This window comes from Sphingomonas arabinosi (assembly GCF_036663715.1).
GTDB lineage: Bacteria > Pseudomonadota > Alphaproteobacteria > Sphingomonadales > Sphingomonadaceae > Sphingomonas.
In genome coordinates this window covers 279,864-303,522 of sequence record NZ_JAXOJN010000003.1, presented here as the reverse complement: position 1 = coordinate 303,522, position 23,659 = coordinate 279,864, and the positions used below count along the sequence as shown (strand labels likewise).

General features: G+C 65.4%; 25 protein-coding genes and 1 riboswitch. Of the genes, 9 read left to right on the top strand and 16 right to left on the bottom strand.

What is annotated here, in order from left to right; translation table 11 throughout:
- Positions 1-7 precede the first annotated feature (7 nt).
- The 4 genes from U1708_RS07015 to U1708_RS07000 all read right to left on the bottom strand — a co-directional run bounded on the left by U1708_RS07015 (position 8) and on the right by U1708_RS07000 (position 3,496).
- Positions 8-1,225, bottom strand: coding sequence for an MFS transporter (locus tag U1708_RS07015; RefSeq protein ID WP_332744096.1), 1,218 nt, complete (start codon positions 1,223-1,225; stop codon positions 8-10).
- A gap of 101 nt (positions 1,226-1,326) precedes the next feature.
- Complete coding sequence (locus U1708_RS07010; protein ID WP_443029987.1) at positions 1,327-2,673, bottom strand: deoxyribodipyrimidine photo-lyase; 1,347 nt, start codon at positions 2,671-2,673, stop codon at positions 1,327-1,329.
- A 192-nt stretch (positions 2,674-2,865) separates the two neighbouring features.
- Positions 2,866-3,012 carry a hypothetical protein gene (locus U1708_RS07005; RefSeq protein ID WP_332744092.1) on the bottom strand — a complete coding sequence of 49 codons (147 nt, stop codon included), beginning with the start codon at positions 3,010-3,012 and terminating at the stop codon, positions 2,866-2,868.
- 82 nt (positions 3,013-3,094) lie between these two features.
- Positions 3,095-3,496, bottom strand: a complete 402-nt coding sequence (locus U1708_RS07000; RefSeq protein WP_332744090.1) for a GNAT family N-acetyltransferase — start codon at positions 3,494-3,496, stop codon at positions 3,095-3,097.
- 175 nt (positions 3,497-3,671) lie between these two features.
- Here U1708_RS07000 and U1708_RS06995 point away from each other — a divergent pair, with 175 nt between their 5' ends.
- The 5 genes from U1708_RS06995 to U1708_RS06975 all read left to right on the top strand — a co-directional run bounded on the left by U1708_RS06995 (position 3,672) and on the right by U1708_RS06975 (position 8,857).
- Positions 3,672-4,007 carry a hypothetical protein gene (locus U1708_RS06995; RefSeq protein WP_307086679.1) on the top strand — a complete coding sequence of 112 codons (336 nt, stop codon included), beginning with the start codon at positions 3,672-3,674 and terminating at the stop codon, positions 4,005-4,007.
- Positions 4,008-4,319: 312 nt separating this feature from the next.
- A riboswitch (TPP riboswitch) is annotated at positions 4,320-4,429 on the top strand.
- A gap of 54 nt (positions 4,430-4,483) precedes the next feature.
- Positions 4,484-6,772, top strand: coding sequence for a TonB-dependent receptor (locus tag U1708_RS06990; protein WP_332744086.1), 2,289 nt, complete (start codon positions 4,484-4,486; stop codon positions 6,770-6,772).
- A gap of 1 nt (position 6,773) precedes the next feature.
- A complete protein-coding gene (locus U1708_RS06985) occupies positions 6,774-7,907 on the top strand; it encodes a phosphotransferase enzyme family protein (protein ID WP_332744084.1) in 1,134 nt (377 codons plus the stop codon).
- Positions 7,904-8,461, top strand: a complete 558-nt coding sequence (gene pnuC / locus U1708_RS06980) for a nicotinamide riboside transporter PnuC (RefSeq protein WP_332744082.1) — start codon at positions 7,904-7,906, stop codon at positions 8,459-8,461. The genes U1708_RS06985 and pnuC overlap by 4 nt, the downstream gene beginning before the upstream one ends.
- Positions 8,462-8,485: 24 nt before the next feature.
- Positions 8,486-8,857, top strand: a complete 372-nt coding sequence (locus U1708_RS06975) for a hypothetical protein (protein WP_332744080.1) — start codon at positions 8,486-8,488, stop codon at positions 8,855-8,857.
- Positions 8,858-8,921: 64 nt separating this feature from the next.
- On the opposite strand, the gene U1708_RS06970 is transcribed toward U1708_RS06975, so the two are convergent.
- The 8 genes from U1708_RS06970 to U1708_RS06935 form a co-directional block, all read right to left on the bottom strand.
- Positions 8,922-9,335 (bottom strand): hypothetical protein, encoded by a 414-nt coding sequence (locus U1708_RS06970; protein WP_332744078.1) that lies wholly within the window; start codon positions 9,333-9,335, stop codon positions 8,922-8,924.
- A gap of 110 nt (positions 9,336-9,445) precedes the next feature.
- The gene (locus U1708_RS06965) at positions 9,446-10,438 is read right to left on the bottom strand and encodes a type II secretion system F family protein (RefSeq protein WP_332744076.1); all 993 of its coding nucleotides are present in this window, start codon (positions 10,436-10,438) and stop codon (positions 9,446-9,448) included.
- Between the two features lie 10 nt (positions 10,439-10,448).
- Complete coding sequence (locus U1708_RS06960; RefSeq protein WP_443029986.1) at positions 10,449-11,423, bottom strand: type II secretion system F family protein; 975 nt, start codon at positions 11,421-11,423, stop codon at positions 10,449-10,451.
- Between the two features lie 37 nt (positions 11,424-11,460).
- On the bottom strand, positions 11,461-12,750 hold the full coding sequence (locus U1708_RS06955) for a CpaE/TadZ family protein (protein ID WP_332744074.1): 1,290 nt from the start codon (positions 12,748-12,750) through the stop codon (positions 11,461-11,463).
- The gene (locus U1708_RS06950; protein ID WP_332744072.1) at positions 12,750-13,379 is read right to left on the bottom strand and encodes a CpaD family pilus assembly protein; all 630 of its coding nucleotides are present in this window, start codon (positions 13,377-13,379) and stop codon (positions 12,750-12,752) included. The genes U1708_RS06955 and U1708_RS06950 overlap by 1 nt, the downstream gene beginning before the upstream one ends.
- A 50-nt stretch (positions 13,380-13,429) precedes the next feature.
- Positions 13,430-15,022: a type II and III secretion system protein family protein gene (locus tag U1708_RS06945; protein WP_332744070.1), complete on the bottom strand. Its 1,593-nt coding sequence runs from the start codon at positions 15,020-15,022 to the stop codon at positions 13,430-13,432.
- A 13-nt stretch (positions 15,023-15,035) separates the two neighbouring features.
- Positions 15,036-16,073, bottom strand: coding sequence for a Flp pilus assembly protein CpaB (gene cpaB / locus U1708_RS06940; protein ID WP_332744068.1), 1,038 nt, complete (start codon positions 16,071-16,073; stop codon positions 15,036-15,038).
- Between the two features lie 49 nt (positions 16,074-16,122).
- Positions 16,123-16,596: an A24 family peptidase gene (locus U1708_RS06935; RefSeq protein WP_332744066.1), complete on the bottom strand. Its 474-nt coding sequence runs from the start codon at positions 16,594-16,596 to the stop codon at positions 16,123-16,125.
- A gap of 78 nt (positions 16,597-16,674) precedes the next feature.
- Between U1708_RS06935 and U1708_RS06930 the strand changes: the two genes are divergently transcribed.
- Positions 16,675-17,640: an alpha/beta fold hydrolase gene (locus U1708_RS06930; RefSeq protein ID WP_332744064.1), complete on the top strand. Its 966-nt coding sequence runs from the start codon at positions 16,675-16,677 to the stop codon at positions 17,638-17,640.
- Positions 17,637-18,722 (top strand): NAD(P)/FAD-dependent oxidoreductase, encoded by a 1,086-nt coding sequence (locus tag U1708_RS06925; protein ID WP_332744063.1) that lies wholly within the window; start codon positions 17,637-17,639, stop codon positions 18,720-18,722. The genes U1708_RS06930 and U1708_RS06925 overlap by 4 nt, the downstream gene beginning before the upstream one ends.
- Positions 18,723-18,724: 2 nt before the next feature.
- Here U1708_RS06925 and rnhA read toward each other — a convergent pair whose 3' ends face one another.
- Genes rnhA through ispH form a run of 3 tightly spaced genes read right to left on the bottom strand, consistent with a single transcriptional unit; the run spans position 18,725 to position 21,097 of the window.
- Complete coding sequence (rnhA, locus tag U1708_RS06920; RefSeq protein ID WP_332744061.1) at positions 18,725-19,192, bottom strand: ribonuclease HI; 468 nt, start codon at positions 19,190-19,192, stop codon at positions 18,725-18,727.
- A complete protein-coding gene (gene thrB, locus U1708_RS06915) occupies positions 19,189-20,139 on the bottom strand; it encodes a homoserine kinase (RefSeq protein WP_332744059.1) in 951 nt (316 codons plus the stop codon). The genes rnhA and thrB overlap by 4 nt, the downstream gene beginning before the upstream one ends.
- Position 20,140: 1 nt before the next feature.
- The gene (ispH, locus tag U1708_RS06910) at positions 20,141-21,097 is read right to left on the bottom strand and encodes a 4-hydroxy-3-methylbut-2-enyl diphosphate reductase (RefSeq protein ID WP_332744057.1); all 957 of its coding nucleotides are present in this window, start codon (positions 21,095-21,097) and stop codon (positions 20,141-20,143) included.
- Between the two features lie 122 nt (positions 21,098-21,219).
- Here ispH and U1708_RS06905 point away from each other — a divergent pair, with 122 nt between their 5' ends.
- Entirely contained in the window at positions 21,220-21,858 is a 639-nt protein-coding gene (locus U1708_RS06905) for a hypothetical protein (protein ID WP_332744055.1), read from the top strand.
- A gap of 80 nt (positions 21,859-21,938) precedes the next feature.
- Here U1708_RS06905 and U1708_RS06900 read toward each other — a convergent pair whose 3' ends face one another.
- Positions 21,939-22,547: a Dps family protein gene (locus U1708_RS06900; RefSeq protein WP_332744053.1), complete on the bottom strand. Its 609-nt coding sequence runs from the start codon at positions 22,545-22,547 to the stop codon at positions 21,939-21,941.
- A 165-nt stretch (positions 22,548-22,712) separates the two neighbouring features.
- Between U1708_RS06900 and U1708_RS06895 the strand changes: the two genes are divergently transcribed.
- On the top strand, positions 22,713-23,627 hold the full coding sequence (locus U1708_RS06895; protein ID WP_332744051.1) for an ROK family protein: 915 nt from the start codon (positions 22,713-22,715) through the stop codon (positions 23,625-23,627).
- Positions 23,628-23,659 lie beyond the last annotated feature (32 nt).

The following is a 23,659-nucleotide window of genomic DNA, read 5'->3' as shown; positions in this document are numbered from 1 at the left end:
CGATCGGTCAGATCGCCCGCCCCCTCCGCCGCTGCCGCCGCGTCAGGCTGGTGACCTGGGTGATCGTCGCCAACGCGGTCAGCACGATGCCGAGCACGACTACGCCGAACCAACCGGCTGCGGCCCAGGCCTGCGTCGCCGCGGCGGATCCGACCGCGCCGCCCAGGAACATGCCGCCCATGAAGATGGTGTTGAGCCGCGCCCGCGCTTCGGGGCGCAGCGCGTAGACGATGTGCTGGTTGGAGACGAGCGCGCTTTGGACGGCGAAGTCGAGCACGATGACACCGACGACCATGCCCGCGATCGACGTCCACACGCCGAACATTATCCAGGATATCAGCGTCAGCGCGGCGCCGAGCGCGATCACCAGATGCGGACCCTTTCGATCGGCGTATCGCCCGGCGATCGGCGCGGCGAAGATGCCGACTGCGCCCACGACGCCGAACAGCCCGGCCACGTCGGCGCCCATCGCATAGCGCGGCTCCTGAAGCCGGAGCGCCAGGATCGTCCAGAACGCGGTGAACGCTGCGAAGATCAGCGATTGGGTGACGGTCGCCAACCGCAATGCGCCGAACTCACGCCACAGTCCGACGAGCGAGCGGAGCAGGCCGCCATAGGACAACGTGGCGGCCGGCTGGCTGCGGGGTAGCTTGATCGCCATCCAGGCGCCGACCGCGAGCGCCATCGGCACGCCGAGCCAGAACATCTCGCGCCACCCGGCATGCGTGGCGACGAAGCCGGCCAGCGTTCGGCTCAGCAATATACCGCACAACAACCCCGACATGACCGTGCCGACGGTCGCGCCGCGCCGCTCCGGGGCGGCGAGGTTGGCGGCCAAGGGCACGATCTGCTGCGCGACGGTCGAGGCGACACCGACCAGCAGCGACGCAGCCACGACCAGGCCCGCGGTGGGCGCGACTGCGGCGGCGACCAGCGCGGCGGCCAGGACCGCGAACTGGATCACGATCAGGCGCTTGCGCTCGATGAGGTCGCCGAGCGGCACGAGGAAGAACAGCCCCGCGGCATACCCCAGCTGTGTCGCCGTGGGGATCAGCGTGGACAGCTTGCCGGGCAGATCCTTCTCGATCACGCCCAGCATCGGTTGATTGTAATAAATGTTGGCGACCGCGACGCCGGCCGCCGCGGCCATCGCGAACGTCACGCTGCTGGTCAGGACATAGCCCGTCGTACGAGGTTCCGGGCGGTCTTGCGTGGTCGAGGTCATGGTCAATTCCGATGTACGGCGCTGCGCCGGGTGGGCGCGCCGTTCGTGCAGGGTGGACTGGTCGGGCGGTCGTCAGCGCGCATCGGTAATGCGCGCTCGGGTTAGATGGGCAGTTCGCCCGAGAGGTAAAGTCCGGACGGGAGGCTCGACGGCAGCGTCGGTTCGGGCGCGGTACGCGTCGCGGCGCCGCGAAGCCACTCGGGGCCACCGTCGCGGTGTCGCGTGGATCCATCCGACCGCGTCGGCACCTTGCCATAGATCGGCGGACCATCCCGGCCGGGTGACCCTGCACCGAACGACGCAGCGATGTTGCCGTATGTCGATGGATCGCGTCCGTCGAGACTGAGCCGGTCGTTCAGGTAACAGGCGGTCGCCCACGCGGTCTCCGGATCGGGGGTCAGCGCGATGATCCGCTTGGCCCAGTACATGCGCAGGTTGTTGTGCATCCAGCCATCGGCAAGGAACTGGCGCTGGCACGCGTTCCAGGTCTCGTCCCGCGTGGTCCCGTTGAGCAAGTCGGCGAGCGTTTCCACCTCGGGACGCGGATCGGTGGCATGCGCAGCGAGCGTTTCGCGCGCCCATTCCGAGACCCGGTCGTAGCGCTCGGGCGAGGGGAGCGCGCGGGCCTGATAATGAAACCACTCGCGCCAGGTCAGGAGTTCGTCGGCGAATTTGGCTTTGGCCGCTATCGGCGCATCGGCGGCGTCTACGGTGGCCATGACCTCGCGCGGACCGATCACGCCGAAGTGCAGATAAGGCGAGAACATGCTGGCACCGACCGGTTTGGTCGCGTCGTTGCGGGTCGTCGCATAGGTCCGCAGCACGATGTCCATCAGCCGTTCGAGCTTCGTCAGCGCGCCGTCGCGGCCCGCTGGAAAGTCGGGGCTGAGCGCGAGCGAATGGTCGATTGCCGCGCTCTCGACGAGGCTGTCCAGGTCGGCATCGCTACAGGATTCGAGTCGATCGGACGTGAAGGGCAGGGGGCCGTCATACGCGGCGACGGCGGCGGGGAGATCGGCGATCGCCAACCAGTCCGCGCGTACCGCCTCGTGTTTGCGCCGGAACGCGGTGGTCGAACCGATCCCGTCCCCCAGCAGCGCGGGCGGTACTACGCATGCGGCGTTGACCGCGAACATCGCGACTTCGGTACGGGCGGCGACGCGGTCCGGCTGCCAGCGCGCGACGAAGGTCGGTTGGTCCTCGACGAACACCGCGGCGCTGTCGGCTGCCAGACGATAGACCAGGCCCTTCTCGCGGGCGTCGGCGCGGTCGACATGCTGGACGCAGGCAAGGCCGCGCTGGCGACAATCCAGCGCCAGGTCGCGGCTCGCACCCAGAATGAACCGGTGAAGGCGGTCCGACGCATAGGGGTAATCCTCGCGCAGCCCGTGATAGACGAGGACCGGCAGGCCGAGATCGTTGCCGAGGCGGATCGACGCGTCGATCACCGGATTGTCCCGCGCCCGCAGCGCCTGTTGCAGCCAGCAGAGGACGTACCGCCCGCCCGCTCGGATTTCAGCCGCGTTCGTTCTCCGGACGCGAGGGGCTTCCGACCATGTGTCCAGCGATCGTGTGTTCAGGGGTTGCGGAAATTGCGTTACCATTGCCACCCAACACTCGGGACAGCAGGGCGATCCCTTTTATGAAGGAGCGTGGCTGGCCATCGCGTCGAGCGCCTCGGAGATCAATGCGGCGACGACCGTCTGGCCAAGCGCATCGGCCTCCACCAGAGCATCCTCGAGATGCTCGCGAAGCCGCTGATCGGGATTGAGCATCCGTTGGGGCATGTCTGAGATGTATCATCGGCAACGTTTGACGACATGAATGGATGTCGCGTTTTACCCCGAAAAAGCCACGGACTGTCGTGATTCAGAGGTCCCGGTAATAGAAGATCTCAGCCTCGTCGCTGGGACGCAATCCCATGATCTTTCCGGCCGGCTGCCAGTTCGTCAGTGTCAGCAGACCGACCGCCGCGACATTGTCGGCGCCGGTCGAAATGAAAATTCTACCGTCCAAAACCGAATGCAGCGCGGCGATGAGCGATTGGGCGATGCCGTGGCGGCGATAGTCGGGATCGACGACCAGCTTGTTCACGTAATCCTTGCCGATGCATCCGCCGGTCTGCCACGCGACATAGCCGGCGATGACGCCGTCCACTTCGGCCACCAGCATCCGGCGGTCGACGATCTCCACGATCCGGTCTCCGGGGAAGGAATCGAACGCCATCAACCGGGACAGGTCATAGGGCTCGGCGGCTCGGATCGCGGTCATGGTCTCTCCTTGCTGCAACCGATCGCTGGATCAAGGTCGGCAGCTCGAAGGGCAGAACGGCCACTCCGGCCGGAAGTCGCACGAGTTGCTGTAGATCATACAAATTCCCGGTCGGGCGCCTCTACCGTGCGCGAACGAGTTGCCTCGACGCAGTCCGCGCGGATAAGCTGCCGTCATGGAAAACACCGCACCGCAACTCGACCTGTTCACCCGCCTCGAAATCGCGATCGAGGAACGCAACGAAGCCGCCGAAGCCTTCGACGTCTTCAAGCAGGACGCCGTGATGGCCCACGCTCCGGCCGCTGGCGAAGAGCCGGCCGTGACGAGCGAGGACGCCGCCGATGCCGCCGCGGGCGAGGTCGACGACTTCAACGCGGAGGTGAACGGGCTGCTCCAGGACGCAACGGACGCGGAGCTTGCGGCCGCGTACGAACAGTCCGGCGGCGAGGTCGGCAACCCGGTCGCCGAGGCGCTGTTGGGCGAGATCAAGCGCCGCGAAGGTCGCGCCTGACCGCATCGAACGTCGCTCCACCAGCGCTGAATCCACCAGCGCTGAATCCAAATCCCGCACCGCAACGTATCTGTGACATCGCTGCGGCGTCGGCGTTCCCTCGCCGACCCCGGCGGTGCTCGTCGATCGAGCTGCCGAGGCGGTCGGCCTACCTTGTTTTCACAGCATGTTTTCCGGGTAGGCCGGCCGCTGCGCGCCGTTCTTCGCGCCGTTCTCCGCGGGGCGTCTAGAGGCCCCCAAGTGCGCGTATCGAGGCAACCAGCCAGATCAATGCGATAGCGCTTTCCACCGCTCGCCCGACCGCCTAAGCCGCGCGCATCCCCGGGGGGCCGCTCATGCGCGGCTGAGAGGTGGGCAGCAGCCCATGACCCGCTGAACCTGATCCGGCTTATACCGGCGTAGGGAGGGTCTGCGGCTGGCCCGTCGTCCCTCCGATTGGAGTGGACGTGACGTTTTTCAGTGCTGGTTTTCGTATAATGTCCGCCGGGCGCGAGCGCAGGCTGTTCGGCCTGGTCGCAGCGACCTTGGCCGCATCGTCGGCAAGTGCGCAGGTGGCCGACCCGGTCGAACCCGCAGAAATCCGCGTGGTCGGCAAGCAGGATCCAGCCGGCTTGCTCCCGGACCAGAAGGTCCCGCGCGCGCAAAGTGCGATTTCCGCCGACTTCATCGTCAAGCAGGCACCGACGCTCAACGCGTTCCAGCTCGTCACGCTGCTCCCCGGTGCGAACGTCGCATCGAGCGACCCGTACGGCCTCTCGACCAGCTCCAGCCTGACGCTGCGCGGTCTCGGCCAGGACGAGATCGGCGTGCTGATGGAGGGCGCACCGCAGAACGACATCGGCTATTATTACGCCTACCCGTCACAGTTCGCCGACCCCGAGAACCTCAAGCGCATCTCGCTCGCCCAAGGGTCGGTCGATATCGACTCCCCGACGCTCGGGGGGGCAGGCGGGCTGTTGTCGCTCGCGCTCGACGATCCGAAGACACGTCCCGGCGCGCTGGTCGACCTGTCGCTCGGCAGCTACGCGGCCCGGCGTGCGTTCGTCCGGATCGATAGCGGGACGATCGGCAATACCGGGTTGAAGGCCTTCCTGTCCTATTCGAACACGCGCGCGGACAATTGGCGGGGGGCGGGCTACGACACGCGCCAGCATATCGACGCCAAGATCCTGGGCGAATGGGGCGCCGGCAACCGCGCCAGCCTCGCGCTGTCGTACAACGACGCGAACTCGTCGAGCTACCCGAGCCCGACGCTCGCCGAGTGGAACGCGCAGGGCCGCGGCTTCAATTTCGACGAGCGCTACACGGCGGGGAACACCAACTACTGGCGCCTGTACCGCGCGCCGTTCCGCAACCTCTACGCCTCCGCGCCGGTCCATCTGGCGCTGACCGATCGGCTTGCACTCGACACCACCACCTATCTCCAGTTCGGCTACGGCAACTCGCCCTACGGCACGCAGCTGACCACCGAAGGAAACTTCCTCGGCACCGAAGAACTGGCCCAGCCGATCGCGCTGCCCGGCGCGGTCGACGGCGTTGCGACCGTGCTCGGCAATTACACCGGCGACCAGATGCGGACCGGCAACGTCAGCAAGCTCACCTTCAAGACGGGCATGCACACGCTCACCGCCGGGCTGTGGTTCGACTACGGCACCGATCGCGTCACGCAATCCTACACGTCGATCGACGGCGAGGGGCAGCCGGTCGACCGCTGGGGCTACCGCGCAAAGGCGATCCGTACCGCCGATGGCCGCCTGCTCGCCTATGAGAATCAGCGCACAGTCACCGTGACGAAGGGCTTCTTCCTCGCCGACAGCATCGCGCTGACGCCGCGGCTGACGATCGATGCCGGGCTCAAGGGCGTGAACGTGCTGCGCAACGGCCGCACCTATTTGCCTGGACCGCAGGACAAGGTCCGCAACGACAGTTTCGCCGCATTGCCGCGCGCCGCGATCCACTACCGGCTCGACGATCGCCAGCAACTGTTCGCCAACATCACCACCAACTTCCGCACGCCCAACGAATTCACGCTCTACAACAGCTATTACGGTGGCGAAGTCGTCGTACGGGGCACCGACGCGCTCAAGAACGAATATTCGGTCTCGCAGGAGATCGGCTATCGCTTCATCGGCGAGCAGCTTTCCGCCTCGGTGACGGGCTTCCACTACAAGTTCCGCAACCGACAGCTCGCCACCGTGCTCGACCAGGGCGGCGCGCAGGTGAACGCCACGATCAACGCCGGTGGCCAATCCTCGTACGGCGTCGATGCGGAGATCGACTACCGCCCGGTCGCCGGGGTCAGCCTGTACCTCTCGGGCGAATATCTGCGCGCGCGGATCGACGACGACCTGCCGGTCGGCGCGGACTTCCTGCCGACCCGCGGCAAGCATGCGGTATCCAGCCCGACCGTCCAGTTCGGCGCCGGCGGGATCTATGATGACGGCCGGTTCTTCGGCAGCGTCGCGTCGAAATATATCGGCCGGCAATATGCGAGCTTCATGAACGATGAGCGCATCAAGGGCTATGCGACGCTCGATCTGTCGGTCGGCATGCACCTCGCCGACTGGCTCGACGGCAAGCGCACCGACCTGCGCGTCAACGCGATCAACGTCACCGATCCGCACGTCCTCGCCGGCGTCCAGTCGGTCAGCACCAACGCACAGGACACGATCGGCCGCAACGGGACCGTCATCGCAGGCTCGCCGCCCGCCTATTATGTTGGCAGCGGCGCAGCGGTCATGGCGACGATTTCTCGGGCGTTCTGAGGTGGCGTCGCAGCCGAAACATCTCGTCCACGGCATGGGCACCGCGATGGAGGCGCCGACCTGGCCCGCCATCGCTGCGGACGAGGCCAAGGCCGTGCTCGAGCATTTTCCGGCGGCGGGGCGGATGACCGGGCTGCACTGGCATTCCCCGCGACCCTTCTCCGCCGCCACGCTGGTGCACACAACAAACGGCGCGTTCCTGTTGAAGCGCCACCATCACCTTGTCCGCACGGTCGAAGGGTCAGCCGAGGAACACGGATTCATCGCGCACCTCGCCGGCGCAGGCGTGTCGGTGCCCGAGGTGATGACGACCGATGAGGGTGTGACCGCCGTCGCGATCGGTCCGTGGTCGTACGAACTGCACCGTCAGGCTGCGGGCGAGGATCTGTACCGCGACCGGCTGTCGTGGACGGCGTTCCTGTCGCTCGACCATGCCCATGCCGCCGGCGTGGCGCTGGCGAAACTGCACGTCGCGGCGCGCGGGTTCGATGCGCCTGCGCGGCGGCAGCAACCCCTGGTCTCGAGTTTCGCGATACTCCCTGCCGCCGATCCCCTGACGGCGGCGAGCGCATACGTCGCCGCCCGCCCGGCGCTCGCGGCGTTCCTCGCGGATCGGCCGTGGCATGCGCAACTCGCCCGACTGTTCGGGCAAGCCGATAGCGACCTGTCGTCGCTCCTCGCAGACCAAGCGCCGTTGTGGACGCATAACGACTGGCACCCGTCCAACCTGCTGTGGACGCGAGAGGGCGCAGTGCGGACCGTGTTCGACTTCGGCTTGGCGGATCGCACGAGTGCCGTTCACGATATCGCGACGGCGATCGAGCGGACGGCGGTGCGCTGGCTGGATCTGGGGCAGGGGGCGGACGATGCGATCGCCGATCCCCAGACGGCGCTGGCGCTGGTGGCAGGCTATGCCACCGTCCTGCCGCTGAGCCGTGCGGAGATTGCCGCGATCGTGTCCCTGTTGCCGCTGGTCCATGTCGAATTCGCGCTGTCGGAGGCCGATTACTTTACCGCCGTCGTGGCGGATACCGCGTCCGCCGCCATGGCCTGGGACGGGTATCTGATCGACCATGCCGCGTGGTTCTTCTCGTCTCCGGGCCAGGATTTCCTGCGTCGGATCGCGCGGTCATGACACCGTTCGAGATCGTCGCCGTCGTCGTCAGTTTTGCCGGGATATGGCTAACCGCCAAGCGCAACATGCTGTGCTGGCCGGTCAATTTCGTCGCGTGTGCGCTCTATTTCAAGCTGTTCCTCGACGTGCGGTTGTACGCGGACATGGTGCTTCAGGCGTTCTTCGCGATCGCCATCGTCTATGGCTGGCTGGCCTGGGCGCGGGGCAAGGACGATAGCGGCGATGTCGTCGTCGAGCCCTTGCGGCCATCACGCGCGCTCGCCGGTCTCGGCGTGGGGGCGGTCGGGGCGTTCGCGATCGGCTGGTTCATGAGCCACTATACCGACGCTGCCTTGCCATGGGCCGACGCGACGCTCAGCAGTTTCAGCCTCGTCGCGCAATATTGGGTCGCGCGGCGTCATGCGGCGAACTGGTTGCTGTGGATCGTGGTCGACGTCCTGTACGTCGGGATGTTCGCGTACAAGGGACTGGTGCTCACCGCCGGTCTTTACGCGGCGATGGTCGTGCTGGCCGTGATCGGATATCGGCGCTGGCAGGCGCGCACTGCCGGCTAGCGCGCGCGAAACGGAGAGCGAGCGTTGGCGGAAACGGCAAAGGCAGAGACAAAGGACTGGGACGGCGACGCGGTCCGCAAATGGCTCGACGCGCGCATCGTCGCCGCACGATCCGAGCAGGTCGTCGCCGAACGCGGTGGTCGGGAACTACAGGATGACTGCGACAAGGCCTCCGCCGAGGAGATGGTCTGTTCGCTGATGAACCGGAAGGGGGTGGCGGACACCCAGGCCGCGTTTGCCGCCGCACTTGCCGCCATATTGGAGCGCGACGAGTATATCTGGCGCGGCGTCTACAACGACACGCGCTTCGACCGTCACGTGCGCTCCTACGCCAGGAAGCTGGTCAAGATGGCGAAGACGAACACGGGGTTCGAGAACGTCGCCCACTATCAATAGGCCGCGACATCAATAGGCAAAGATGGGCGGCCCGCTCGATCGTGAGCGGGCCGCCCTTTGGAGATTAGCGACGGTCGAAGTCGAACCAGCCGCGCTTCGTGCCATCGTTATTGTATGCCGGACGTGCCGACGATGCGGCAACCTGGCGCGTGCTGGGCGACGTGAAGATCGATCGGTCCTCGACCTGCGCGCGGGTCGTCGTGACGGGCGCGACCGGCGTCACCGGAGCCGCTACCGGCGCCACCGGGGTCGCCTTTACGAGGCGTGCATTCTCATGCTCGGCCTCGACCGCGCGCTTTTCGGCAGCGGTGGCGCGGATATCGGCATCCTTCTTGGCGGCCGCGTGCGCGTCACGTTCGGCGAGATAGCGCGCCTTCCACTTCTTGCCGCCGGGATGGCTCGCCAATCCGAACAGCCAACCGGCGATGAAGATCAGCGCGAGCGCGGCGAACTGCGTGGGCGTGGAAAACAACGGCATCTGGAAACCCTCCTGTTACGGGGGCTCAACGATCTGGTCGCGTTGCGGTTGCCTTAGCTCTTCACCAGTGCTTCAGCTCTTCACCAAAGCGTCCGCTGTTCACCAGCGCGTTAGCTCTTCAGCAGGGCGTCGGAGATCGAGCAGGCGGCGGGGCCGAGAATGACGACGAACAGCACCGGCAGGATGAACAGGATCAGCGGCACGGTCATGATCGCGGGCAGCCGCGCGGCCTTTTCCTCGGCGCGCATCATGCGTTCGTTGCGGAATTCGCTCGACAGCACGCGGAGCGCGGAGGCGAGCGGCGTACCGTATTTCTCGGTCTGGATCATGGTCGTGACGACGCCCTTCACTGCGTCCAGCTTTACGCGCGACGCGAAATTCTCGAACGCGCTGCGGCGGTCGGTCAGGAAGCCCAGTTCGATCGCGGTGAGCGTGAATTCCTCGCCCAGTTCGGGATAAGCGCGGCCGAGTTCGCGGGCGACGCGGTGGAACGCCGCATCCACGGTCAGGCCGGCTTCGGCGCAGATCACGAGCAGGTCGAGCGCGTCGGGAAGGCCCTTGCGGATCGCGTCCGAACGCTTGTTGATCTTGTTGTCGAGGTACAGGTCCGGCGCCTTGTAGCTCAGGATGAAGGTCATCGCGACGAGGCCGTATTTCTTGAACGGGCCCCAGGTCGCGAAACCGTCGGTGCCATAGACCCAATAGAGCATCGCCCCGCCGAACACGATCGGCAGCACGAGCCGGCCGAAGATCACGGCGGGCGCCCATTCCTTCGATCGTATGCCGGCCTGCATCAGCTTGACCTGGACCGCCTTGACCTGGCTGTCCTGCAGCACCTTCATCGACGACAGGATGCCGCGCATCCGGTCTGCGGCGTCGTTGCGCTGGACCAGTTTCGCGCGACGCTTGGTCGAGGCGGTGATCCCCGCCTTGAGCTGTTCGCGGCGGTCGTTGAGCGCCTTGACGCGCTTGGCCATCGGATCGCGGACCGTGGTCGCCGCATAGATCGCGATCATCACGGCGAACGCGGCGACGCCCGACAGGATCGTCGCGACCCAGAGTATGTCGATCCCGAGCAGGGTAGGTCCGGCGGTGTCGCCCATCGTCAGTCCCTCAGATTTCGAAGCTGATCATCTTCGACATGATGAAGGCGCCGATCGCCATCCATACCATGGCGCCCATCCCGATCAGGATCAGGCGCTCGTCGACAAAGAATCGCTGCATGTAGGAGCCGTTGATGAACCAGATCAGCGCGAACACCAGGAACGGCAGCGCGCCGATGATGTAGGCGGACGCCTTGGATTCGGACGACATCGCCTTGATCTTCAGCTTCATCTGGCCGCGCATGCGCAGCACGTTGGCTAGGTTCGCCAGCGTCTCCGCAAGGTTGCCGCCGGTCTCGCGCTGGATCGCGATGGTGATGACGAAGAACTGGAATTCGGGGACGTCGAGCCGGTCCGCGGTTTCCTGGAGCGCGGCGTCCATCGTCCGGCCGATCTTCATCTTGTCGCTGACCGATCGGAACTCCTCGCCGACCGGGCCGTCGAGTTCCTGGCCGACGACACCGATCGTCTCGCTGATCGGCAAACCGGACCGCAACCCCCGCACGAGCAGCTCGATCGCATCCGGAAACTTACCAATGAACTTCCCCACCCGCCCCTCAATCGCCCTCCCAACAATTAGATGCGGCAGGCCGATGCCTACGAATAGGCCGAACAGCAGCGCTAGCAGGATCGGCATGCCCTTGAACAACATGAGCACCGCGACGGCTAGCGCGATCCCCGCGGTCGCCAAGCCGTATTGGCCGACCGTCCAGTCCTTGCCGGTCATTGCGAGACGCTTTGCGAGTTGTTCGGGATTGGGCAGAATGCGACCGAACGCCAGGTCCATCTTGGTATCGCGCGCATGCGAAATGCGCCGCATGTGCGCGTCCGCTACCGTAGCCGCGTCGCCGTGCCGCTCGCGCAACGCCACGAGCCGGCGCGATTTCGCGCGGTCGGGCGATGGTCTGGCGAATGCGAAGACGATCATCCCCAGCACGATGCTCGCGCCGACCATGACGAGCAGGAACGGCGCCATGCTGGTCATCGCGCGATGCTGGTCAAATGGGCGTTAACGCGTGCGGTCATTTCGCTTTTGCCGGCTTTAGCGTGTGCTTGGTCATCAGCCCTCTAAGTTCGCCGAACTTGCCCATCAGCGACCGGCCCCTGGACGCCTTCGCGCCGTCGATGCCGCAGTCCGTGACCGCAGCGGCAAGCGCGCTGGCGAGTGCGACGATCGGCGCGATCGTCTTGCTGGTCTTCCCGACCTCGACGATCGGCTTGCCTAGCTTTGCCGCCTGCGCCGCGAGCTTCTGGTCGAACGACACGAGATAATCGATCTTGCGCTCGATCGAGCCTTCGAAATCCTTGCGGCTGATTTCGAGATTGCCGCCCGTGTGCACGCGGTTCGCGATCACGAACAACTCGATCTGCGGCGCATTTGTCTTCAACCACGACAGGATACGGATCGTATCGCGCGCCGCTGCCAGCGTCAGGTCGGTGACGATCACCCCAAGCTTCACGTCGCTGATCAAATGTGGGTACTGGATCATCATCGCTCGCGGCAAATCGACGACGGTGCATTCGAACGCGGCGCGCATCTCCTCCTGCAACTGGTAGAACGCGGAGCCATCGGTGATGACCGGCGCGCTGATCGGGGCTTCCGCGCTCAGCACGGACAGGTTTTCCGTCGCCTTGACCATCGCGCGTTCGATGAACAGTCCGTCGATTCGGCTCGGGTTCTCGATCGCGTCGGTCAGGCCGCGGCCGGGCTCGAGATCGAGGCTGAGCGCACCCGTGCCGAAATGCACGTCGAGATCGAGCAACGCGGTCGAGCGCTTCTCTTTATCAGCGAGCAGCCACGCGATCGACGTTGCGATCGTCGATGCGCCGACCCCGCCGCGCGTGCCGATCACCCCGACCGAGCAATGCGGACGCTCGGGCGTGGCGTCGACGGGCTTCGGCGCATTGAGCATCATCTGCGCATGCACGAACGCCTCACGCAGCATGTCGGGATGGAGTGGCTTCAGCAGGTAATCCTGGATTCCGCTTGCGACGAGGTCACGGTACAGGCGGACGTCGTTCACTTGGCCTGCGGCGATAACAACGGTGCCGGGTTCGCAGACTTCTGCAAGTGCGTGAATGTCGTTGAGCGGATCGCCCGACTCGGCCAGATCGACAAAAAGAATTTGTGGTGACGCCGATACCGAAAGCGACTGGATCGCATTGCGCAACCCGCCCTTCTGGATCTTCTCGGCTGCCCAGCCGAGTTCGGTCGCGATCGGGCGCAATGCCGCCGCGGTCGTCTCGTCGCAGACATAGGCGGTGAAAGGGTCGCGGCTGGCGGCGCCAGCGGGCTTCCACGGAGCGTTCATTACTTGCCTCCTGGCGTGGCGGCGACCAAGGCACCAGCTCCGGTCGGTACTTTCTTGCGGTACGTGTCGACTGCCTTGTACGAGGCGGCGGTATTGATGGTCTCCGCACCTTCCTTGCCGCGCACCAGATCGTTGGGGTTGGCGATCATCGCCGCAAGATTGCTGTTGATCGCGCAGCCGAAGTTGGATGACGTGTGGGCTTCGAAATCGTTGGTCGAATCACGCGACTGGTCCGGGCAGCGCGGCACCTGCGCCCGCGTCCGGCTGACTACCACGCGGATCGATCCGGGTGTGACGGCGGCGGGTGTGACCGGCGTGCCGTCGCTCAGCAACAGGCCGTAGGTTGCGACCACCGCTGCAACGTCGCCGTGCGCTGCAGGACCTTCGCCGGCGGGATCGTCGATCGCGACGCGGTCGCCATAGCCGAGCCGCATCGCGTTCATCCAACCGGCAAGGCGTTGCTGTTCACCCGCTGCCAGCGCTCCGCCCGACACGCCGAGATCGATTGCATAGTCGGATCGGCTGACGACCGGTTGATGGACCGATTCAAGCCCGCGGTTCTCGGTGCCCATGCAGCCACCGAGCAACAGCGCGGGCATGAGGGACGCTAACAGGATCGACTTGGTCATCATCGGAAATCCTTGATGCGGTGTTCGCGAACGGCGGGGCAGAGGCCGACTCAATTCGAGAAACCTGGCGCGGGGATGGCGCCCTTCCTTGGCTTGGCGCCTTCACCGGTAATCGGGGCTGCGGCCGTATCGTCCTCGTTGCGACGCGTATTGCTACGCAGCATTGGCATGACGGGCGCGGCGGCACCGATCGACGGCGGGGCATGGGACGGCCGTGCGATCGTCGGCACCGGTCGCTTGCCGCCGCCGCTGGCGCTCAGCGTGCCCAACAGCACGCGGTCAATATCGGTCGGCGCCCGCGCACCGTCGGTCGGCAACGCGATGTCGCGGGCGTTGTTTACCGGCTTCACCAGATACGGCGTGATGACGATCACGAGTTCGGTTTCGTTGCGCTGGAACGCGTTCGAGCGGAACAACGCGCCGATAATCGGCAGGTTCGAGAGGCCCGGCGTCTTGTCGTAGCTATTGTTGTTGTTGTTCGAAAGCAGGCCGCTGATCATCATGCTCTGGCCTGAGCCCAGTTCGACCGTCGTCTCGGTACGGCGCGTCGTAAGGCCGGGCACGCGCGTACCACTGAGTGTGATCGCGTTGGCGTAATCGAGTTGCGACACTTCGGGACGTACTCGAAGGGAAATGCGGCCATCCGACAATACCGTCGGCGTGTAGGCAAGGCTGATGCCGTATTGCTTGTACTCGACCGATATCGTGCCGAGCGCCTGCGCCAGTGGGATCGGAATTTCTCCGCCTGCGAGGAAGGTGCCCGTCTCGCCCGACAGCGCGGTCAGGTTCGGATTGGCGAGTGTCGTCACCTGACCGAGCGTCTCACCTAGATCGATCGCGCCGAGCACGTCCATGCCCAGCAGGCGTCCCGCCAGACCCACGGTCGAGCCGATCGCCGCCTTGGCAGGAAAGCCAAAGAGGGTGTTGCCGGGGAATGCGCCGTTGGCATCTACCGGCGCATTGGGGGCATTGATGACGCCGGGCACGGTCGTGATGGTGCCTTGGCGACCTTGAGCGATATTGAAGAGGAAGTTGCCCGAACTCCGGCTTGTCAGGTTCACCCCGATGTTCTTGACGAAGTTTCGCGTGACCTCGGCGACGCGCACTTGGAGGTTCACCTGCAGAGGTGTCGCCGTCTTCAGTCGCGACAAGACCTTGGTCGAATCGCCGACGAACGCCTGCACCAGCCGCTCGGCTTCGGCCGCGTCCTCGGGCGCGGCGACCGTGCCGGTGAGTAGGATCAGCCCGTTCATCGGCGTCGCGACGACCTGCGCTTCGGGCATTGCGAGCCCGAGCATCTGCTGCACCGAGTCGAGGTTGTTGCCGACGCGGATCGTCGAGGCGTAGACGACTGCGCCGCCCTTTGCAGTCGCAGAGATTGTCGTCTCGCCGGTCTTCTTGCCGAATACGTAGAGTTGCGTCGGCGAGCGGACCTGGACGTCGGCGATGGTGTCGTCAGCGACGAACAGGTCGCTCATCGGCCGCGCCAGCGTCACGAGACGGCCGCGACCGGTGTTGACCTGTACAACGGGCAGTCCTGAGGGAGCTGCCTGGGTACGGGACTGGGCAAGTGCGGGGACGGAAGGGACGGCGGTGGCTGCAGCGAGGGCGACCGCAAGCGGCCAACCGATTGGGCGCGTCATGGAAATACGCATCTCAGTTCTTCCCCCCAACCGGAACCATGGTCACGGCATTGCCGCGCGCGACGCGTACGGCCGGACCCTGCACCCCAACCGGTGCCCCGCCGCCCGGCTGCGGCGCGCTCATCATCTGCATCGGACGATCATCTTGGTTGCTCGATGCTTTGCCAGGCACCGTGCTGCGCTGGTACCGCGAGATGTCGGCGCCGGTCTGATAGCTGGACCCGCCGGAGATCGGCTGGCTGGCGACCCGTACCAACATCGCCTTCTCCGCTTTCGGATCGGTGCCGTCCGGCACCTTCACCGCGCCCGACGCGATCGCCTCTTCGAGTTCGGCCGAGTTGTCCGCGATAGACCGCAGCGACAGCGACAGCGAGCCGAGTGTCTGAGCAAGTGCGACCTGTTCGGCCATCTTTGGCGTCGCTTCGATCGTCACGTTGGAGAACGTCTTGACCTCGGTCTTGCCGTCCGATCCGACCAGATTGTCGGTCCGCTGATCGGTGGCCAGCACGCGCATGTTGCGCATGATCGTCTCCGACACTTTCAGCGGATCGCCGTCGCCGCCGCCCCTTACCTCCTGCGTCAGGACGAGGTCGATGCGGTCGCCGGGAAACACGAATCCGGCGACTGCGCCCTGCGCCGACACGGGGACCGTTACTGCGCGCATGCCGGGTCCGAGCGCTGCGGCAAGAAACCCACGATCGCCGGGCTTCACCAGCGCGCCCTTCGTTACCGGCTGTCCTGCGGTGATGATGCTGCGCACCACTGTACCCTGGAGCGACTTCAGGTCGGTTTTGTCGCGGAGGTAATAGGCGTTGTCGACCAACTCCTTTGGCCAGGGCTGGAATTTCAGCGCGGTCCCGTCCAGAATCGTGCCGACCGGCAGCGAACGGGTCGCGACCAGCACTTCGGGGCCGTCGACGACAGGGGCTGCGATAACGACCGCGCCCGCCTGCGGCGCGGAGCTGCCGGCGATCAGCGTTCTGGCAAAGAGCGCCGTAACGGCGGCGACAATAAGCGCGCCGAACAGTAAAATGATCTTGCGTGTATCCATGACTAGATCGTGCCTTTCAGGCGCCGCGAATGTATCTTGCCGTTGATCATCATTGAGCCTGGTTAAGGAGCGGTTCTTGGAGCGCCAGAAGGCCGGCGATTGCTATCGCGACGCCGTAGGGAACCTCGATTTTGCCTTCGTTACGATTGACGCGATGCTCGATCATCATGACGAGCGTGACGAGGCCGCCGGCGATCGACATGACCATCAGCATTGACAGGAACGCTGGGAACGGCAGCCACAGCGCCAGTGCGACGATCAGCTTCACGTCGCCGCCGCCCATCATGCCAAAATGGAACGCGAGCAGGAACAGCGCAAAGACGACGAGCGCTACGCCGATTTGAAGAGCCATGTCTGGCCATGGATCTAGGCCGCTGGCATACCACCAGACCGGCGCCAGCAGCGCGACCGCCGCAGTCTTCCAGTTCGCGATCTCCCGCGTTCGTGCGTCCTGAATGCCCGCCGAGACCAGCAGGCTGCCGACCACCAGGATCAAAATTGGAAGAGCAATGTTCCATCCCATCGGCTAGGTCCTAATCGACATGGCTTTCGAAAAAGTAACCGTCCCTGGAGAATTCCGAATGGTGGCACGGGTTTGCGCATGACAAGCGATAGGGCATGGGTACGGCGAACGATCCCGGACGACGCGCACATCGGCTATTGGACCGCTCCCGACGGCTGGAAGCTGCGGCGATTCGATTGGCCGGCATCGGCGCCGTGTGGTCGGATACTGTTCCAGACGGGGCGTGGCGATATCTTCGAGAAATATCTCGAGACGTTCGCGCACCTTAATGCGGAGGGCTGGTCGGTAACCGCGTTCGACTGGCGTGGCCAGGGCGGCTCTGGGCGTTTGTCGAGCGATCCGCACGTCGGCCATGCGAGCGACTATGGCGTTTTCGATGCCGACCTCGCCGCGTTCTGGGTGGACTGGAGCGCGGAGGCGGAGGCGGAGGCGGGGGCCGAGGGGGGGCCACGCGTGGTGCTCGGCCATTCGATGGGTGGGATGATGGTGATGCGCGCGCTTACCGCTCGCGCCATCGCCCCCGATGCGGCGATCCTTATTGCGCCGATGATTGGGTTGAAAGCGCCGTTCGGGCCAGCGTTCAGCGCCCGGATCGCGCGGTGGATTGCCGGTCGCGGCGACCCTGCACGGGCGGCATGGCGCAGCAACGAGCGGCCTGGATCGGTCGCCTCGCGCCAGTCGCTGCTGACGCATGACGCCGATCGCTACAGCGACGAGGGATGGTGGCAGGCGACGCATCCCGAACTCGTGCTGGGCCCACCAAGTTGGGCATGGCTTTCCGAGGGGTTCGCAGGCGCAGCGACGCTCGCCAACGATCCGCGAGTCGAGTCGATCAAGACGCCCGTGCTGATGCTGATCGCGGAGGCCGACAAGCTAGTCGACCCGCGTGCGGCGCTGCGGCTCGCGGCGCGGTTGCCCGCTGCGCAGGTCGTCCGCTTTGGTCCGGAGTCCGCGCATGAGATCCTGCGCGAGGCCGATGGAGTACGAGATCGCGCGCTGTCGGCGATCGACTCGTTCCTGACTGCGCGCAGAGGCGCACGATGACGCGCGTGTACGACGTCGCGATCGTTGGCGCGGGGATGGCGGGGGCGAGCCTTGCTGCGGCGATCGGGTCGCGGGTGCGGGTGCTCGTTCTCGAAGCGGAAGATGCACCGGGCTATCACGCGACGGGGCGCTCGGCCGCCTTCTGGTCGGAGACCTATGGCGGGCCGGATATTCAGCCGCTGACCACGGCATCCGGGCCGTTGTTGCGCGCAGGTGGGCATCTCGCGCCACTCGGTTCGCTGCACATCGGCCGCACGGAGGACGAAGCGGCGATGGACCTGTTCCTCGCCGAGTTTGCCGATAGCGAGGTCCGTCTGGACCCAGTCGATCCCGCCGCTTTCATGCCCGGACTGCTTCCCGAATGGACGCTCGGCGTACAAGAGGCGAGCTGCGCCTATATCGACGTCGCGGCGCTCCATGCCGAAAGCATCGCAACCGCGCGCCTTAGCGGTTCGGTCTTCGTCACCGATGCCGCGTTTGTGGGGGCGCGACGTGCCGACGGGGTATGGACGATCGAGACGAAGGCGGGCGCATTCCAGGCGCGGACGATCGTCAATGCGGCTGGCGCGTGGTCGGACGCGGTCGCGGCGCAGGCAGGAGTGCGTCCGCTCGGGTTGCAAGCGTATCGCCGGACGATGGCGCAACTCCGCACTGATCCCGGCGCGCCCGAGGGCATGCCGCACATCGCCGACCTCGGCGGGCGCTTCTATTTCAAGCCCGAGCCCGGCGGTCGACTGTGGCTGAGCCCGCATGACGAAACGCCGACAGAGCCGTGCGACGCCGCACCCGAGGAAATCGACGTCGCGATCGCGATCGCTCGGTTCAAGCAGGTTGTCGACTGGCGAGTCGCTGCTGTCGAGCGACGCTGGGCTGGCCTGCGCACGTTCGCGCCCGATCGCCTGCCGATCTATGGTTTCGATCGGGACGTGCCCGGCTTCTTCTGGTGTGCGGGGCAGGGCGGCTTCGGCATCCAGACCGCCCCCGCGGCTGCGTTGCTAGCCGCCAGCCTGCTCCTCGGTGTCGATCCTGACCCTGCGGTCGCAGCGATCGACGTCGCACGTTATTCGCCCGCGCGGTTCTAGGCTTACTTACGTCTGGCAGCGACTGCGGCATCGCTAGCCAGCTTGTCCGCCCGCTCGTTCTCCGGGTGGCCGGCATGGCCCTTGACCCATTGCCATTCGATCTTGTGCCGCGCCACCGCGGCCAGGAGCGCGTGCCACAGTTCGGCGTTCTTCACCGGCTTCTTGTCGGCGGTCTTCCAACCGTTGCGCTGCCAGCCCTTCACCCACTTGGTGAGGCCGTCCATCACGTATTTGCTGTCGGTGTACAGCGTCACCGCGCACGGCCGCGTCAGCACGTTGAGCGCCTCGATCGCCGCGGTCATCTCCATCCGGTTGTTGGTCGTGGGCGTCTCGCCACCCGACAATTCCTTCTCGTGCGCGCCCATGCGGATCACCGCACCCCAGCCGCCCGGCCCCGGATTGCCCTTGCACGCGCCGTCGGTGAAGATCTCGACCTTGGTCATGGTCGGGGCAGCTACGTCGTCAGTCATGCGAATAGATCGTCCTTGCGATACGCCTCGAACCGCCGCCAGTACGCCAGCGGATCCTTGCGCGTCACCAGCGCATCCGCCGGCGTGTTGAGCCAATCCCACGCCCGCGTCGCCAGGAAGCGAAGGCACGCCCCCTGCGCCAGCACCGGTAGCGCTGCGCGTTCGGCCGGAGAGAGCGGATGCCGATCGACATACCCGGCGACCAGCGCCTTGCCGACCCCGGCGTCATAGCCCTCGCCCTGCGCATCGAACGCCCAGGCGCTGTGCAGGATCGCCAGATCGTAGGCGCGGATATCGGTACACGCGAAATAGAAGTCGATCAGCCCGGTCACCCGGTCGCCGAGCATCAGCACGTTGTCGGGAAACAGGTCCGCGTGAATCACGCTGCGCGGCAGGTCGCTCGGCCACGCGGCGACGACCGCGTCCGCCGCCGCACTCACCGTATCGAACAGCCCCGCCTCGATCGCATCCAGATCGCGACCGCACTTCGAGAGCAACGCACGCCACCCGTCGGGCCCCAGCGTATTCGGCCGCACGCCATCGAAGCCGGTCAGGCTGACGTGCATCGCCCCCAACGCGGCACCCGCCGCATACGCCTGCGCTTCGGTCGGATGCGATACCGACACCCCGGTCAGGAACTCGATCAGGCACGCCGGCCGCCCGCAAAGCTCGTGGATCAGCGCACCGCTGCGATCGGGCAGCGCGCGCGGCACCGGGTTGCCGTCGACCGCGAGGTGGTCGAGCATCGCCATGAAAAACGGCAGATCGTCCGCCGACACGCGCTTTTCGTAAAGCGTCAGGATGAATCGCCCGGTTGTCGTATCGACCAGGTAATTGCTGTTCTCCACCCCCTCGGCGATGCCCTTGGCCGACACCAGTTCACCGTGATCGAACTTGGCGAGGAACGCGCTCAGCGCCTCTGCCGAAACCTGCGTGTAGACCGCCATGCTAGGCGGCCGCCTCCAGCCCGCGCGGCAGCTTGAACGCGATCGTCTCGCGGTTGGTCTCGACCTCGCGCTCGGTCACGGCATAGCGCTCCGACAACCGATCGACGAGTTCGCGCACCAGCAGTTCCGGTGCGGACGCGCCCGCGGTGATCCCCAGCGTGGCGACGCCGGCGAGGAAGTCCCAATCGAGTTCGCTAGCGCGCTGGATCAGCATCGCCGGCGTACCCTCGCGCTCGGCCACCTCGACCAGTCGCACCGAGTTGGACGAGTTGGGTGCACCGATCACCAGCACCGCATCGACGCTGTGCGCGATCGCCTTCACCGCGGTCTGGCGGTTCGACGTGGCGTAGCAGATGTCCTCGCCACGCGGCGGCAACATCTGCGGAAAGCGGCGCTGCAAGGTCGCCACCACCGCGGCGGTATCGTCGACCGACAGCGTCGTCTGCGTCAGGAAGGCGAGGTTCGACGGATCGGCCGGTGCGAACACCTCGGCGTCCTCGACCGTCTCGATCAGCGACATCGAGCCTTGCGGCACCTGTCCGAACGTACCGATCACTTCGGGATGCCCGGCATGACCGATGAACACGATATGCCGCCCGGCCGCAACCAGCCGCTCGGCCTGGCGGTGGACCTTCGACACCAGGGGGCAGGTCGCATCGAGATATTCCAGCCCGCGCGATTCGGCATTGGCCGGCACCGATTTGGGCACGCCGTGCGCGGAGAACACGACCGGTGCGCCATCCGGCACCTCGTCCAATTCCTCGACGAAGATCGCGCCCTGCGCCTTCAGCGTGTCGACGACGAACTTGTTGTGGACGATCTCGTGGCGGACATAGACCGGGGCGCCATGCTTCTCGATCGCAAGTTCGACGATCCGGATGGCGCGGTCCACGCCGGCGCAAAAGCCTCGGGGTGCTGCGATCAACAGTTCGAGCGGCGGCTTGTCGATTGGGCTCATGATGCGTCAGCCTCTACGCGATTGCTTGCCTCGACGATAGCCGGTTCCTATGGTGCGCCGCGACAGGGGCCGCTTGCGACACGCGGTGGCCCTTTCGCTCGTTCGAGAAGGTAAGCGTCGCCGTGAAAGCCCCTATCCTAGCCGTTTCGGCGTGTGCGATCCTCCTGACCGGTTGCGCCGGCAAGGGCGAAGTCGATGCGACCGGCGGCATTTCCGCGGTCCGTTCGGTCTGCCCGCCCGTCGCTATCCCGGCGGCGACCGGCGACATCACGCTGTTCGATCCGGTTACCAGCCGCGACCAGTCGGCGATCGACGTCGCCGCCTTCATGACCAACGTCCGCTCGACCTGTGCCGATGCAACGGATCAGGTCGTCACCAACGTTACCTTCGACATTCGTGCCCGCCGCACGCGTACCGAGGCCGCGCGCGACGTGACGTTGCCGTATTTTATCACTGTCGTGCGTGGGGGCAGCGCGGTCGTCGCTAAGCGCGTCGGCCGGGTGGTGTTGCATTTCGCAGCGGGACAGGCGCTGGCGTCGGCGTCGGCCGCCACCACTGCAACCGTGTCGCGTGCTGCGGCGACTTTGCCGGAAGACGTTCGGGAGAAGCTGACCCGTCGGCGCAAGGCGGGTGACCAGGACGCTGCGGTCGACCCGCTGAGCACCCCGGAAGTTCGGCAGGCGGTGCTGCGTGCGAGCTTCGAAGCTCTGGTCGGCTTCCAGCTCACCGACGATCAGTTGAAGTACAACGCTACGCGATAAATGCGATGGGTGGCTGACGCCAACGCGGTTTTTCGGAGGAAATGCGGCCTCCTCTTCGTAGTGAAGAGGAGGCCGTAATTTTACTTGTCGCTGCGGACCAATTCGGTTGCAGCTAGGTGTTCCGCAAGGAACCACACCTGCGGCTCGTGCGTGCGGATGATGTTGCTCACCAGCAAGTCGTTCGTGCCGTCGTCGCCTGACTCGTCGGCGGCTTCCGCGCCCTCATGTGCCTGACGCAGGATTATCTCGTGGGCTTTGAGCAGACGGGCGAGCTGCGTCGGAACGTCCTCGCGGCCTTTTGGCGGACGGGGAATCGTCGTCATCTCGGCGACATCCGGCGCCATCGCGATGCTGATACCGCCGAGCGCCATGATCCGTTCTGCCACGAGATCGACGAGCGCGGCCTGTTCCTCGTAATGCTTGTCGAGCAGCAGATGCAGTTGATAGAAAGTCGCACCCGACATCTGCCAGTGATGCTTCTTGTACATGTCACGGATCGTCATCGTGTCCGCGAGCACTTGGTTCAGCGTTGCCACGCTCTGCGCGCGCGCATTGTCTTCGAGGGCGATCGGTAAGCTCTTCAGTGTGCCGTAGGGCTGGATCTCGCGATACTCGACCTTGTACTGGGGCTGTGCCTCGGTCGAGACGCCAGTGTCCGCCTTGATCAACTTTGCGGGTTTCTTCGCCATTGGGGATTCCTGTCTGTTCGGGTGAACTCGATTGCCATAACGCATGACCGGACGGATCGACAGCAGATCAAATCATCGTTCAGCATGATCGCAATAACCGGCCTGCACTTGACTGGACGGCGTCGGCAAAGGAAGCGGGCCGCATTCACGTGTTGGGAGTTGAGGATGACGGAAGCACCCCTGGTCGCAGGTATCGAACTTGGTGGCACTAAATGCATCTGCATTCTTGCGCGAGGACCCGACCAGATCGAGGTAACCGTGCGGATCCCGACGACCCGTCCCGAGGAAACGCTGGCCGCGATCGAAGCTGTACTCGATCGCTGGAGCGGGTTCGTGGCGATCGGTATCGCGAGTTTCGGGCCGGTGTCGATCGATCGTCATTCGGGCGATTACGGTCATATCACCTCCACGCCGAAGCCGGGCTGGGCAGGGACCGACATCGCGGGACGGTTGAGCCGACGCTATGGGGTGCCAACCGGCTTTCATAGCGACGTAGTCGGTGCAGCGCTGGCTGAGGCGTTCTGGGGCGCGGCGAAGGGCCTGCCGGACATTGCTTATGTCACGGTCGGCACTGGTGTCGGCGCCGGCATGATCGCGGGTAACCGTCCGGTCGACGGGCTGACGCATTCCGAGCTCGGGCATATCCGCCCTGCACGATTCCACGGGGACGACTGGATCGGCAACTGCCCGTTCCACGGCGCGTGCGTCGAAGGCTTGGTAGCCGGCCCGGCGATCGCCGCACGGATTGGCTTCCCCGCAGACGAAGCGCCGGCCGAGCATTCCGTTTGGGACAGTGTTGCCGATGCACTCGGACAACTCTGCCATACGCTGGTCCTTACGGGCATCCCTCGTCGGATCGTCATGGGCGGCGGCGTGATGGGTGCATCGCATTTGTTTCCGCGCGTACGGGCGGCGATGACGCGCAGTCTTGGCGGCTACATCACGCTGCCAGAGGTCGCGTTGGTCGATACGTTCATCGTGCCGCCCGCCCTCGGCAACAACGCGGGGCCTCTAGGCGCAATCGTGCTGGGTGCTCAAGCGCTTGGACATAAGTTACAAATTTCTTTCACAGGCGATTAACTGATTTAGGTTACTATCCTTCGTAACGATGA

Bases quoted from the DNA above. Each gene is read 5' to 3' on its own strand.
- U1708_RS06955 (WP_332744074.1), bottom strand. From the start codon at position 12,750: ATGAACGCTCCGTGGAAGCCCGCTGGCGCCGCCAGCCGCGACCCTTTC.
- U1708_RS06930 (WP_332744064.1), top strand. From the start codon at position 16,675: ATGACAAGCGATAGGGCATGGGTACGGCGAACGATCCCGGACGACGCG.
- U1708_RS06895 (WP_332744051.1), top strand. From the start codon at position 22,713: ATGACGGAAGCACCCCTGGTCGCAGGTATCGAACTTGGTGGCACTAAA.
- U1708_RS06995 (WP_307086679.1), top strand. From the start codon at position 3,672: ATGGAAAACACCGCACCGCAACTCGACCTGTTCACCCGCCTCGAAATC.
- pnuC (WP_332744082.1), top strand. From the start codon at position 7,904: ATGACACCGTTCGAGATCGTCGCCGTCGTCGTCAGTTTTGCCGGGATA.
- U1708_RS06960 (WP_443029986.1), bottom strand. From the start codon at position 11,423: ATGACCAGCATGGCGCCGTTCCTGCTCGTCATGGTCGGCGCGAGCATC.
- U1708_RS06935 (WP_332744066.1), bottom strand. From the start codon at position 16,596: ATGGGATGGAACATTGCTCTTCCAATTTTGATCCTGGTGGTCGGCAGC.
- U1708_RS06945 (WP_332744070.1), bottom strand. From the start codon at position 15,022: ATGACGCGCCCAATCGGTTGGCCGCTTGCGGTCGCCCTCGCTGCAGCC.
- ispH (WP_332744057.1), bottom strand. From the start codon at position 21,097: ATGAGCCCAATCGACAAGCCGCCGCTCGAACTGTTGATCGCAGCACCC.
- U1708_RS06900 (WP_332744053.1), bottom strand. From the start codon at position 22,547: ATGGCGAAGAAACCCGCAAAGTTGATCAAGGCGGACACTGGCGTCTCG.
- cpaB (WP_332744068.1), bottom strand. From the start codon at position 16,073: ATGGATACACGCAAGATCATTTTACTGTTCGGCGCGCTTATTGTCGCC.
- U1708_RS06925 (WP_332744063.1), top strand. From the start codon at position 17,637: ATGACGCGCGTGTACGACGTCGCGATCGTTGGCGCGGGGATGGCGGGG.
- U1708_RS06970 (WP_332744078.1), bottom strand. From the start codon at position 9,335: ATGCCGTTGTTTTCCACGCCCACGCAGTTCGCCGCGCTCGCGCTGATC.
- U1708_RS06990 (WP_332744086.1), top strand. From the start codon at position 4,484: ATGTCCGCCGGGCGCGAGCGCAGGCTGTTCGGCCTGGTCGCAGCGACC.
- U1708_RS06965 (WP_332744076.1), bottom strand. From the start codon at position 10,438: ATGGGCGACACCGCCGGACCTACCCTGCTCGGGATCGACATACTCTGG.
- U1708_RS06950 (WP_332744072.1), bottom strand. From the start codon at position 13,379: ATGACCAAGTCGATCCTGTTAGCGTCCCTCATGCCCGCGCTGTTGCTC.
- U1708_RS07005 (WP_332744092.1), bottom strand. From the start codon at position 3,012: ATGCCCCAACGGATGCTCAATCCCGATCAGCGGCTTCGCGAGCATCTC.
- U1708_RS07000 (WP_332744090.1), bottom strand. From the start codon at position 3,496: ATGACCGCGATCCGAGCCGCCGAGCCCTATGACCTGTCCCGGTTGATG.
- thrB (WP_332744059.1), bottom strand. From the start codon at position 20,139: ATGGCGGTCTACACGCAGGTTTCGGCAGAGGCGCTGAGCGCGTTCCTC.
- rnhA (WP_332744061.1), bottom strand. From the start codon at position 19,192: ATGACTGACGACGTAGCTGCCCCGACCATGACCAAGGTCGAGATCTTC.
- U1708_RS07015 (WP_332744096.1), bottom strand. From the start codon at position 1,225: ATGACCTCGACCACGCAAGACCGCCCGGAACCTCGTACGACGGGCTAT.